This is a genomic window from Enterococcus sp. LJL51, from assembly GCF_049894025.1.
Taxonomy (GTDB): Bacteria; Bacillota; Bacilli; order Lactobacillales; family Enterococcaceae; genus Enterococcus_L.
In genome coordinates, this window is record NZ_JBNEQE010000002.1 from 17,356 (window position 1) to 29,272 (window position 11,917).

An 11,917-nucleotide genomic window follows, 5' to 3' on the forward strand; every position below is an offset into this window, starting at 1 on the left:
TTCCGTGAAAAATAACAGGAAAGAAATCCAACCGAAAGATATCTTTAGTGTGCTGGTTAGTCAGCCGTTGTCGGATCAGGAAAAAGAAATCCTACTATTTTTATACCAGCCGATTGTTGGAGCCAATGCATTTAGCTTGTATTTGACACTTTTGGGAGAAGTTTCTGCTGCTGGATTAAGTGAAATAAGTTTTCACCGGGAGCTGATTATGCAGCTGGATCTTGGCAGCAGGCAGCTGGAAGAAGCTCGAGCGAAGCTGGAAGGAATCGGCTTACTCGATACATTTGTGAAAACAGATAGTGAGCTGGGAATCACCTATGTATATCGGTTAAATCATCCTGAGAGTATAGAACGTTTTTTTAAAGATGAAATTTTGACCTTAACCTTACTTAATCGGGTAGGAAAAAAGAAATTTGAACAGTTGTTTGAACGCTTTCAGCCAAAGTATACAGCTTTAGCGGGTTATGAAAACATTTCTTCCACTTATAGAGAGGTATACTCTTTTAAGGAAGAACAGCTAGTTTCAGAACATAAGCTGCTTCACGCTTTAAAGCAATCCTTTGAAGATCCTGTATCGGGTCGGCCGTTGACTGCGGTGAACCAGCAGCAGTTTGACTGGGCATTTTTTGTCAGTCAGGTGGAGCGTTTTGGAATAAAAATTCCGCAGAATTCTCAGCAAGTTAAAGAAGCAGTCTATACATTGAATAGCTTGTATGGTCCTGATGAGCTGGAACTCGCTGAATTTGCTAAAGAAACATTTGACTACCATACGAGTGAAATTGACACCAAAGCATTGAAAGCAGCAGTTCATAAGCACTATGAGGAGCAGCGTAAACAAGCTGAACCTCAGGTGCGAAGAAATGAGCAGGCCGCTTTAACAGAAGAGGAGCAACGGACGTATCGGTTTAACTCACTAAAAAAAGATGGCTTTTCAGATGACGATATACGGACGATTATTGATAGTGAAACCATTCCACCGTTAAAATATCTAGCTGCAGTAAAAGAGCAGCTGGGCGGTTTTGAAATTGCACAGGAAAAATATATCATTGAATATCTGATTAAGAGATCGGGCTTGCCTAATAGCGTGATTAATATTTTAATTTCTTATGTGTTAATCATTCAAAAACAAGCCACGCTAAAAGCGGAGTATGCTTATACAATTGCTAACGACTGGGCAAAAAAAGAAATTTTTTCTCCGGAAAAAGCAATGGAGTATTTAAAAAATAAGCAAACTGAAAATCAGAATAAACGAAAAAAACGCGAATATACTAGCGGCTACCGGCAAAATCCTGTCCGAAAGGAAGAACTGCCTGATTGGGTAGACAATCCTGTTCCAGAGGAAAAGTTATCTAAAGAAGCACAGGAAAAACTAGATAGAGAAATGGAAGAATTCTTAAGGAGAAGAGGTGAACGATAGTGGAAGATGTAGGAAAAGAAATGTCAAAAATCATCCGGCAAAGACAACTGAATGAACGATTCAATGAGCTGGTTCACTCGGTGATGGAAGATCCGGATGTCAAACAATTTATTAGTGACCATCGGGATCAGCTAACAGATGAGGACATTCAAAAAAGCTATTCGAAGCTCTATGAGTTTGTTCAGGAAAAGAAGAAGTTTCAATTGAACGATCCCAATATGATAGCTCCGGGCTATGAGCCAAAATTAACTCTGAACTTCCATTACATCGATGTCACATATATCCCAACAGAATTGCTTTTGGCCAAGCAGAAGGAAGAGGAAGTCCGCAGACGGGTTAGTGCAATGACCATGCCGAAGGATATACGGAATGCGACGTTTGCAAAATTTGACCGGTCATCAAGCGGACGCTTTGAAGCCCTAAGCGAAGCAACAAAGTTTATTGATGCCTATGTCAATAATCCTAAGGAATTTCATCGGGGATTGTATCTGCAAGGGACATTTGGTGTGGGAAAATCATATCTTTTGGGAGCTATTGCTAATGATTTAGCGAAAGATGGTTTTTTAACAACAATCATTCATTTTCCTACATTTACGGTAGAGATGAAGCAGGCAATCGCAAAGGATTTGGTGGGTGAAAAACTGAACGCAGTTAAGAAAGCCCCAATTCTGATGATTGATGATATCGGTGCAGAATCGATGACCAGCTGGATTAGAGATGATGTTCTAAGTGTAATACTTCAATACCGTATGCAGGAACAGCTAGTTACCTTCTTTTCTTCAAACCTTGACATGAAAGGGCTGGAAAGCCATCTTACAATTTCTCAAAGAGGTGAGCAAGAACCGCTGAAGGCGAAGCGGCTGATGGAGCGGATACGTTATTTGGCAAAAGAAATTACGCTGAGCGGACAAGACCGAAGAAACGGTTAACTCAGCTGACAGAACAAACGGCAGACTGTATAAACTCATTTATTTTCTCAAAATTTTACCAATGAGGATGTATAGTCTGTTTGCTTACTTTCAAATAACATGTATGAGTATGTATGGAGGAATTTTTGGATGAAAAAAATAAAATTGATTGCATGTATAGTGGGTACCGTATTACTTTTAGCTGCGTGTGGTACTGGCAGTGATAAATCAAAAGAAAGCAGTGAGGCTAACATGTCTGATCACTCAACAAATGATAAGACTGCAGAGCAATCTGATGAAACAAGCGCATCATCAAATATACAAGGAACACAATCTGTTTTTACAGGAGTGCTGACCACGGGTGCTGCTGAAACAGACGGTACTGTCCGTATTACCTTAACATCTGTTGAAGCAGTAGAAGACCCTGAAACGATTTTACCAATGATGGAATCAGATGGCGTTATTTTAAATGCTGGAGAAAATCAGCTGGCACAAGGGCTGACTTTGAATGAACTGCAGGAAGGGGATAAAATCCGTTTCACCTTAACAGGACTGCCAATTATGACTATGTCGATTCCACCGCAAATTCCGGGGAACTCGATTAAACAAATCGAAAAAGTATAGTGCATGTTTGGAACGAGCTCTTACAGCTTGAGAAACTAGCAGATGCTAAGATACCTTTCAGGGGATTTAGGTAATAAGAAAAATGCTTTTCAAATAACAGGAAATACAAATGCTTTTCATTCGAGGCTGTTAGATTTCTGTTTTAACCTTCTTTGGAATATGTTTTGAAATAAAGAGTGAATGAAATACACCTCCTAAGTTAGACCAGAAAATCTAACTTAGGGGGTTTTTAGTGTCTAAATGGGGACGGCTGATTAACTTGGGTTATTGTAGTATGTAGTTCGTTCTAAGGGCTGATTTTTTTATGTAAAAACTCTGGTAAGATTCTAGTGGAAGTGACTAACTAAAGAGTATGAAAAAAAGTCAGTAAAAATCACTGTTTTTAGTTTGACCTTTACTGACCAATTAGCTATAATTTAACTATAAGCATTCGTTATCTTTGTCTTTTAGTTATGGGAGATTCATAATAGAAGCGAGGATATATAAATAGATTATTACTGTTATAGGAGGAAAGAATTAATGAAAATAGAAAAAATGACTACGACATTGCAAGAAGCCGTTGCTGAAGCTCAACAAATTGCGGTAACACGTCGTCACCAGGAAATAGATATTGCTCACTTATGGAAAATCTTATTGCAGCCAAACCATTTTGGACGTAACTTTTATACAGATGCAGGACTGGATGTTGCTGGATTTGAGCATGAAGTTGATCGAGCTTTGGATGAGTATCCAGTTGTTCAAGGCGGTAATGTCCAGTATGGGCAAACAATGAGCCAAAATTTATTCAGTCTTTTAAATGAAGCAGATCAACTGCGGATTAGCTTTCAAGATGAGTTTTTATCAACTGAAATTGTGGTGCTTGCATTGATGAAGCTGAAAAATTATCGGTTGACTAAATACTTGGTAAGTCAAGGAATTACAGAAAAGGAATTGAGAAAAAATATCGAAGATATGCGGGGTGGAGATCGAGTGACCTCTCAAAGTCAGGAAGAACAATACAAAGCGCTGGAAAAATATGGGGTTGATTTAGTTCAACAGGTGAAAAGCGGAAAGCAGGACCCTATCATCGGACGAGATGAAGAAATTCGGGACGTTATTCGAATTCTTTCGAGAAAAACAAAAAATAATCCAGTGTTAATCGGTGAACCGGGTGTTGGTAAGACAGCGATTATCGAAGGATTAGCTCAGCGGATTGTACGCAAGGATGTACCGGAAAATCTAAAGGATAAAACAATTTTTTCTTTAGATATGGGTGCCTTAATTGCTGGGGCAAAATTCCGTGGAGAATTTGAAGAACGGCTAAAGGCAGTGCTAAAAGAAGTCAATAAAAGCGATGGTCGAATTATCCTTTTCATTGATGAAATTCATAATATAGTAGGTGCTGGTAAAACAGAAGGCAGCATGGACGCCGGCAATCTGTTGAAACCAATGCTAGCTCGGGGTGAGCTACATCTGATTGGTGCAACCACACTAGATGAATACCGTCAGTACATGGAAAAGGATAAAGCATTGGAACGTCGTTTCCAGAAAGTATTGGTAAAAGAACCTACTGTTGAAGACACTATCAGTATTCTACGGGGGCTGAAGGAACGATTTGAAATCCACCATAGCGTAAATATTCATGATAACGCACTTGTTGCAGCTGCAACTTTGTCTGACCGCTATATCACTGACCGTTTTCTGCCGGACAAAGCCATTGATTTAGTTGATGAAGCGAGTGCGACGATTCGCGTTGAAATGAACTCAATGCCTACCGAACTGGATCAGGTAACACGCCGTCTGATGCAGCTGGAAATTGAAGAGGCAGCTTTAAAGAAGGAATCAGATGATGCCAGCAGGAAGCGTCTAACACATCTTCAAGAAGAACTGGCTGAACTGAGAGAAGAAGCGAACAATATGAAGCTGCAATGGGAAACAGAAAAAGATGAAGTAAATGCGGTTAGTAATAAAAGAGCTGAAATTGACAAAGCAAAGCATGAGTTGGAGGATGCAGAAAATAATTATGATTTAGAACGTGCTGCAGTTCTACGTCATGGGACAATTCCAGAGCTTGAAAAAGAATTGAAAGACTTGGAAGCAAAAAATCTGGATAATCATGTAAAAATGGTGCAGGAATCAGTTACTGAAAATGAAATTGCCCAAGTTGTCGGACGATTGACTGGCATCCCGGTAACCAAGCTGGTTGAAGGGGAACGGGAAAAACTGATGAAGCTGAATGAAACTCTTCATAAACGGGTAATCGGGCAGCATGAAGCAGTTGATGCTGTGAGCGACGCGGTGATTCGCTCAAGAGCAGGTCTACAGGATCCTAATCGTCCATTAGGTTCGTTCCTGTTTCTAGGACCGACTGGTGTGGGTAAGACAGAACTTGCCAAAGCATTGGCAGAAAATCTGTTTGATTCTGAAGATCATATGGTACGGATTGATATGAGTGAATATATGGAGAAACATAGTGTTTCTCGTCTAGTAGGTGCTCCTCCAGGATATGTAGGCTATGAAGAAGGGGGACAACTGACTGAATCAGTCCGCAGAAACCCTTACACCATTGTATTACTGGATGAAATAGAAAAGGCTCACCCAGATGTGTTTAATATCTTGCTTCAGGCTTTAGATGACGGGCGTTTAACTGATTCTAAAGGTCGAGTAGTAGACTTTAAAAATACTGTAATGATTATGACCAGCAATATAGGCTCACAGCTGCTGCTGGAAGGAGTGACTGCAGAAGGCGAAATCCCGGAAGCGGTTGAAGAACAGGTCAGAGGAATTTTGAGAGGTCATTTCAAACCAGAATTTCTCAATAGAATTGATGATACGATTCTGTTTACTCCACTAAGCTTAGCAGATGTGAAGGGCATTATTACCAAACTGACGGCGCAGCTGTCTGCTCGTTTAGAGCATCAGGAAATAGAATTAGTTATTTCTGAAGATGCTAAGGACTGGATTGCTCAGCAGGCGTATGACCCAGCGTATGGCGCTAGACCGCTGAAGCGTTTCTTAACAAAAGAAGTGGAAACACCGTTGGCAAAAGAAATTGTATCTGGTCGTGTGCTTCCTAAGACAAGAGTAACTATTACGCTGCTGGATGGTCAATTGGTATTTGAAAATGAACAACTGGAAGCCGTTCAAGCGTAAGAACTAACAAACAATCTATAAATAACTGGTTAAACAGCAGATAATTTGATTTATCCACTGGTTTAGGTCTATAGTAAATAAGAGCTGACAGGGGCTGCGTCGCAGCCCCTGTTGTTTTGATTTACTAATTAGATTGGACCTGAAATGAGGAGAAAAATGATGGAAAAGATGAAAGAACGCATTATTGCATTTGGTGATGCAATCATAGCAATTATTATTACGATTATTGTATTAGAGCTGCCAATAAAGCTTTCTTCAAGTGGTGAATTAGATTCTTATATTCTTTTTCGTTCCATTGGAATTTATTTTATTAGTTTTTGTTTTGTAGGAGATCTTTGGTATCAGGGAGCACAAAAGTTTTCTAAAACTGGAAAAATAAAAAATAAAGATTTTGTTGTATATATGTTCTTTTTATTCGCGTTATCTTTGATACCAACGTTTACCAGATTACTGATTGAAGACACCAATCAGCAAGTTGTTTTTTTATACGGTGTTTTAAGCTTTTTCGTGACACTGTTATGGTCTATTTTGCTTCATTCTTTGGGGGAACAAATCGAGGAAAAGGACCGCCTGCCGAAATATTTTCGCCAAAGAGAGGACAAGCGTCAATTGATGATGCTGGCTTTCCGCTTGATTATTCTAATTTTTGCCTACTTCTTTCCAAAGTTCGGTTTGGTCACGTATCTAGTATTGCCAATCCTTGGATTTTTACAGAATATTGTTGATCGTGAGGAAGATACCTATGTGTCGCAGATGAATACCGAACAAAAAAATTATTATGTTCAAGATTTAAGAAGAGAAAAGGGAGGCAACGTTCGACAATATATGAATTTGCTCCGTTCTTCTCTAAATGATGGTTCCCAAGAGAGTGAAAAGAAGCAGCAGTGGTGGCTGAATTTTAATCAGCAATGGAAAAAATCATTAAATGATCAGATTGAAGAAGCAGAAAAAAATCTAAGAAAAGCATCCAGTGAACCTGAGCGCCGCCAATATGAACGAGAACAGCAGCGTTTACTGATGGAGAAACAAAAGATAGAAAAAATTATGGAAAGAACGAGTGAACGATTAAAAAGACAATAACAAAGAGGTCTAACTGAACGAGTAATGCTCAGTTAGACCTCCTTGTTTAAATGAACGAGTAAAATATACACATTAGTATATATAAGTAATCGTGCTACTTAGCTTATTTCTGATAGGTATTGTGCAGCTTCATCCAATGTCAGTCTGCGAATTTGAGTGTCCGGAAAAACCTGATAAATTGCCTGTTGGTAAACTGGAGAGTATGAAGTACTTTTTTTCGATTTATTTTTTATCAAATAGCTTTCCAAAGCGGCTTTTGTTGGGAAAATTTTATAGGATAATCTTCCGCTGACATCTGCTAGCTGATAGATGCCACAGTTTGTTTTTTCACTAACGTCAGCAGTTCGTAAGTAGAGTAATGCCGTTTCCTGTTTTTGGAAAGGAAAATGCCAACGCTGAAGGTGTCTGCGAGGATCTTTTTCAATGCAGATGCAGCGACCGCACGTTCCACAAATATATTGTGTATGGGTTTCTAGACATTCTTTGGCTCCACGAATAGGGGTAATCCTATTGTTTGAGCTATAGCACTCTTTGCATATACTCATTATTTGTTCTCCTTTACATGACATTTATTCAACAGCAATTCTTGTTTCAACGGCCCAAAGTTAATCAAGTAAAGTACCGTCATAATCCATAGAAGAAAGTTCTTCAGAAGGTTTCAAATTACGCAGTGTGACGTAACAGGCAATGGCTAAAGGGATAGCAGCCAGCAGCCATGCCAGCGGGTTGGCTAAAGTGATGCCGAAAAAGCCAAATTGTTTGGATAGGATAAAAGCAGTGATAAAACGACTGACTAACTCCATAATACCTGAGACAGTGGGGATGACACTTTTACCAAGTCCTTGTAGCGTAAAGCGACAGATAAACAGGATAGCAAGGAGCCAGTAGCTCAACCCGTTAGCCTGTAGTACCTGAACACCGAGATTAATCACCGTTGTTTCGCTTTTTGAAACAAATAGAGCAATCAGGAAATCACCTAAAAACCAGTTAATAGCGCCCATAAAAACCGCGATGCCTAGAGCAATCCATAGTATTTTTCGGAAAGCATAACGAATTCGTTCTATTTTACCAGCACCAAAATTTTGTCCGGTGAATGTAGCAAGGGCAGTTCCTAATGCCTGAACGGACATTGACGAGAAAAATTCTATCTTGCCGGCTGCTGTATAAGCTGCCACCGCTGCAGTACCTAAAAGATTCAGAGAATATTGCAGAGCAACCTGACCGAGACCAATAATTGAGTATTGAAAGCCCATAGGGATTCCTAAAGTCAGCTGCTTCTTTATTTCACTACGCTCCAATTTAAAATCCCTTTTCTTAATTTTAAGGAGTGGGAAACGCTGACCAATGTATATAATACAGGCAATTGAAGCAGCACCTTGAGCGATGACTGTTGCAACAGCAGCTCCGCCAACACCCATCGGAATAACGCGAATCAAAAACCAATCTAAAAAGATATTTAGGATGCAGGCCAAGATTAGAAAATATAAAGGTGTTTTACTGTCACCAAGTGCCCGCAGCATGTTGCTTAGCAAGTTAAACGCAAATGCAGCAATACTTCCCAAATAAATAATTGATAAGTAATCATAGGAAAGAGACATAATTTCCGTTGGGGTCTGCATAAATTGAAGCAGAGGACGAATAGATGCAAAGCTTACAATTGTAACAATAACAGCGATAACTAAGCTTAAAAAAATACTGACGGCGAAACCTTCTTTAACTTTCTTTTCATCCTTACTACCGAAATATTGAGAGAGAATAATTGAAAAGCCTGCTCCACATCCCTGTGTAAATCCAAGAACAACAAACATTAGACTGCCGGTTGCTCCCACAGCAGCAAGTTCATTGACACCTAACAGGCGTCCAACAATCATTGTATCTGCAAAATTATAAAACTGCTGGAATAGATTTCCGATAAAGATTGGAATCGTAAACCAGAGTATTTTTTTTATGGGGTGTCCAAATGTTAAATCCTGCTCCATACTTAAAACCTCAACTTCTTGTTTTTTCGAACAAACGTTCTATTAAAGTCTACCATCAGAAAATAAGCTGGTCAAGATAAGAATGGAAAATACTCATTTTTATAGGGAATTAGCGACTGTGTGTCCAGGTTCTTACAGCTGCTTTGACTCGATTTAGGAATGGACTTGGCACGGGGTTTGCCAAGTCGCTTACGGCCAGCTGCCGAGATCATTTGTGCTCCTTTCCTTCTTTCAAAAAAGAACTTGAAACAAAACCACAGATTCTCTGTTTTTTTGTTTCAAGCTCTACGATGACTCTATTCAGTTTTTGTCCTACCAACACAAATTGATATAGAACCTTTTTATTTAATTAAGAATCAAAGCTTAGTTATAAAGAATACTCTTTAAAAAGTCGATTCTTTTTGCGATGTTTTCTTTTGTAATACTGCTATTAGGTTCTGCATCATAACAGTGGACTGTTCGTTTCGTCTCATTCAGAATTGTTGGAACACCTGCATTTTTCAGTGCCTGTGCATAAGCTATTCCTTCATCTCTTAAACAGTCGAATTCAGCAGTCTCCATATATGCTTTTGGCAGATTTTCAAAGCTTTCTGCTTGCATAGGAGATAGATATTGGGGTGTTCCAAAATCACCGTTTTTTGAGTAAAGCGGCCACATCATTTTTGATAAATTACTATTCCAAATTGGTGTATCAACAAACTCTTGAGCTGATTTAGTACTCATCGCTGCATCTGTAGTAGGGAAAATCATCATTTGGCCAGCTAATGCAGGACCATTTTTATCCCGAGCCATTTGAGCCACAACTGCTGTCATACAACCCCCGGCACTATCTCCGCCAATAGCAATGCGTTTTGGGTCAATCTCAAGTTTCTCTGAATTTTCATAGGCCCACTCTAAAAGAGCGTAACAGTCGTTACTTGCTGCAGGAAATGGATGTTCTGGTATAAGACGGTAATCAATATAGATGACTTTACATTGAACTTTCAACGCATACTCACGAATCAGGTCAATGTGATGAGCCATCCCGGTAATTAAAAAACCACCTGCGTGATAAAACAACAGACAAGGTGCTGGAGTTTTAAGTCCCACAGGTTCAATAATTTGAATATCACATAGGTAACCATCAGAGCTTTTAATTTGTGTTTTTGTGACTTTTACTTCTTCATCACTATCGTTTGCTGCCCATGCTTTCCGTAGGTCAACGTTTAATTCTGCAAAATCTTCCAAGGTAGCAGTATTTAGGAAAGCATATTGTTCACTAAGTTGATCGAAATCAGAATGGTAGTTGTGTGTTTTTTTCATAAAGTTCTCCTTAATAGTTATTTTATACGCTTACATTGTAACACTAGAAAATAATATTATCTATACAAAATTAGCAGAAAATATTTTATTAAAATAAAAATACTTTCTTAAATTTAATAAAAAAATTCCGAATATCAAATATTATCATCTTTTTTATGTTTTAAAAAAAAATTAGAGAAAATAAATAACAAGATTAATGTTAAAATAAAATTGAAACATAAACTAGGGAGGTCATAAAATGAAAAAAAGGGTTATTTTAGGGATGTTAACAGTTTTAGGGACTGTTGGCGGAGTAAGGGTACATGCTGAAGAAGCTTCAACAGAGATGCCAGTTCAGGTAGAATCTGGTGGAATTTCACTAGAAGCTGCACCTGGAAGTTTAGATTTTGGGGCTATTAAAACGTCATTAGATAGAGAGGCCTATCATCCAACCATTAATCAAAGATATACAATGGTTAATGAGTTTAGCTGGGAAGATTCATTTTACAATGATTGGATGAAAAATCCGTTTGATAATAGTCTTCATATTATGCCGAGACATGTTGCTGATTATTGGACATATGTTGACGCGAGAGCCTATTTAGTTAGAATTACAGACCCATCAACTAATCCTGGTGAGTGGAAACTTTGTGCGGAACGGACACCAATGACACATGTGGAAACAGGAGCACAAATGAAGAATGAACGTCTCTATTTTGGTGAATTTACCGACAATGCTGAAGTGGAAGGTGAAAAAGTAGATGGGTATAGTTCAAATGGATTACCAGATAATAGTTACTGGTTAGCAGACCATGCAACACTTACAGAAGAAAAAACTGTCATTGCAGCGTACAAGGGAAGTGCTGCAAAAGGGAAACACTTAATTTCTCCGTTTAAAGCACCGAATCAAGAAGGGAAGGTTCTTAACCAACCTGAAATTCGCGCACATGAAGAATACAGCTATACAGAAGAAAATATCATTTTAGGAACAGATAATAAAACGATTATTCCAGAAGACGGGGCATATACCTCTACAATTACTTGGACCGTAGAAGTTACAAAATAATAAAACAATAACCAAAAGACTTGGGTCACTACATACGACCCAAGTCTTTTTTATCTATTATAAATCTAAAAGGAGCAAAGCGGCAGCAGCCGCTCCATCATCGTCTCCATCGTAATAGGCGATGAGATCTTCAGAGACTATGCCTCGTTTTTTGTAGATTTTTCCATTTTTACAAGTTCCCACAACATCTTTCCCTATTAAACCGCTCTTTCGATAAATCTTCTGGTCTTTGATATAACCAATCGCTGTTTTAGAAATCATGCCGTCTTTTTTATAAATCGTGCCTTCTTTATAGGAACCAACCTTTTCCTGTGATAGAACACCATCTTTTTTATAGACGTCGCCATTTTTGTAGCTGCCTATGAATTCTTTGCTGGATAATAAGCCTTTTTTTACATATAAATTAGCCATTTCATTTCCTCCTTTTTTT

The 11,917-nt window shown here is 38.7% G+C and carries 10 protein-coding genes; 6 read left to right on the top strand and 4 right to left on the bottom strand.

From position 1 onward, the window contains the following. Positions 1 to 4: 4 nt before the first annotated feature. From ACPWSO_RS02310 to ACPWSO_RS02330, 5 genes are all read left to right on the top strand, one after another. Entirely contained in the window at positions 5 to 1,417 is a 1,413-nt protein-coding gene (locus tag ACPWSO_RS02310) for a replication initiation and membrane attachment family protein (RefSeq protein WP_426081179.1), read from the top strand. Beyond that, positions 1,417 to 2,346 (top strand): primosomal protein DnaI, encoded by a 930-nt coding sequence (gene dnaI / locus ACPWSO_RS02315; RefSeq protein ID WP_426081180.1) that lies wholly within the window; start codon positions 1,417 to 1,419, stop codon positions 2,344 to 2,346. The genes ACPWSO_RS02310 and dnaI overlap by 1 nt, the downstream gene beginning before the upstream one ends. A gap of 129 nt (positions 2,347 to 2,475) precedes the next feature. Beyond that, positions 2,476 to 2,949: a hypothetical protein gene (locus tag ACPWSO_RS02320; protein ID WP_426081182.1), complete on the top strand. Its 474-nt coding sequence runs from the start codon at positions 2,476 to 2,478 to the stop codon at positions 2,947 to 2,949. A gap of 519 nt (positions 2,950 to 3,468) precedes the next feature. Next, positions 3,469 to 6,081, top strand: coding sequence for an ATP-dependent chaperone ClpB (gene clpB, locus ACPWSO_RS02325; protein ID WP_426081183.1), 2,613 nt, complete (start codon positions 3,469 to 3,471; stop codon positions 6,079 to 6,081). Positions 6,082 to 6,240: 159 nt separating this feature from the next. Then, the gene (locus ACPWSO_RS02330; protein ID WP_426081184.1) at positions 6,241 to 7,161 is read left to right on the top strand and encodes a TMEM175 family protein; all 921 of its coding nucleotides are present in this window, start codon (positions 6,241 to 6,243) and stop codon (positions 7,159 to 7,161) included. Between the two features lie 98 nt (positions 7,162 to 7,259). Here ACPWSO_RS02330 and ACPWSO_RS02335 read toward each other — a convergent pair whose 3' ends face one another. The 3 genes from ACPWSO_RS02335 to ACPWSO_RS02345 all read right to left on the bottom strand — a co-directional run bounded on the left by ACPWSO_RS02335 (position 7,260) and on the right by ACPWSO_RS02345 (position 10,442). Further along, complete coding sequence (locus ACPWSO_RS02335) at positions 7,260 to 7,706, bottom strand: hypothetical protein (RefSeq protein ID WP_426081185.1); 447 nt, start codon at positions 7,704 to 7,706, stop codon at positions 7,260 to 7,262. Positions 7,707 to 7,766: 60 nt separating this feature from the next. After that, complete coding sequence (locus ACPWSO_RS02340; RefSeq protein ID WP_426081186.1) at positions 7,767 to 9,140, bottom strand: MATE family efflux transporter; 1,374 nt, start codon at positions 9,138 to 9,140, stop codon at positions 7,767 to 7,769. A gap of 363 nt (positions 9,141 to 9,503) precedes the next feature. Then, positions 9,504 to 10,442, bottom strand: coding sequence for an alpha/beta hydrolase (locus ACPWSO_RS02345; protein WP_426081187.1), 939 nt, complete (start codon positions 10,440 to 10,442; stop codon positions 9,504 to 9,506). A gap of 238 nt (positions 10,443 to 10,680) precedes the next feature. Here ACPWSO_RS02345 and ACPWSO_RS02350 point away from each other — a divergent pair, with 238 nt between their 5' ends. Beyond that, entirely contained in the window at positions 10,681 to 11,487 is an 807-nt protein-coding gene (locus tag ACPWSO_RS02350; protein ID WP_426081188.1) for a WxL domain-containing protein, read from the top strand. A 57-nt stretch (positions 11,488 to 11,544) separates the two neighbouring features. On the opposite strand, the gene ACPWSO_RS02355 is transcribed toward ACPWSO_RS02350, so the two are convergent. Then, positions 11,545 to 11,898 carry a hypothetical protein gene (locus ACPWSO_RS02355; RefSeq protein WP_426081189.1) on the bottom strand — a complete coding sequence of 118 codons (354 nt, stop codon included), beginning with the start codon at positions 11,896 to 11,898 and terminating at the stop codon, positions 11,545 to 11,547. Positions 11,899 to 11,917: the final 19 nt, after the last annotated feature.

Excerpts from the sequence above, each read along its gene's own strand:
- ACPWSO_RS02350 (WP_426081188.1), top strand. The coding sequence starts at position 10,681 with ATGAAAAAAAGGGTTATTTTAGGGATGTTAACAGTTTTAGGGACTGTT.
- clpB (WP_426081183.1), top strand. The coding sequence starts at position 3,469 with ATGAAAATAGAAAAAATGACTACGACATTGCAAGAAGCCGTTGCTGAA.
- ACPWSO_RS02355 (WP_426081189.1), bottom strand. The coding sequence starts at position 11,898 with ATGGCTAATTTATATGTAAAAAAAGGCTTATTATCCAGCAAAGAATTC.
- ACPWSO_RS02330 (WP_426081184.1), top strand. The coding sequence starts at position 6,241 with ATGGAAAAGATGAAAGAACGCATTATTGCATTTGGTGATGCAATCATA.
- ACPWSO_RS02335 (WP_426081185.1), bottom strand. The coding sequence starts at position 7,706 with ATGAGTATATGCAAAGAGTGCTATAGCTCAAACAATAGGATTACCCCT.
- ACPWSO_RS02340 (WP_426081186.1), bottom strand. The coding sequence starts at position 9,140 with ATGGAGCAGGATTTAACATTTGGACACCCCATAAAAAAAATACTCTGG.
- ACPWSO_RS02345 (WP_426081187.1), bottom strand. The coding sequence starts at position 10,442 with ATGAAAAAAACACACAACTACCATTCTGATTTCGATCAACTTAGTGAA.
- ACPWSO_RS02320 (WP_426081182.1), top strand. The coding sequence starts at position 2,476 with ATGAAAAAAATAAAATTGATTGCATGTATAGTGGGTACCGTATTACTT.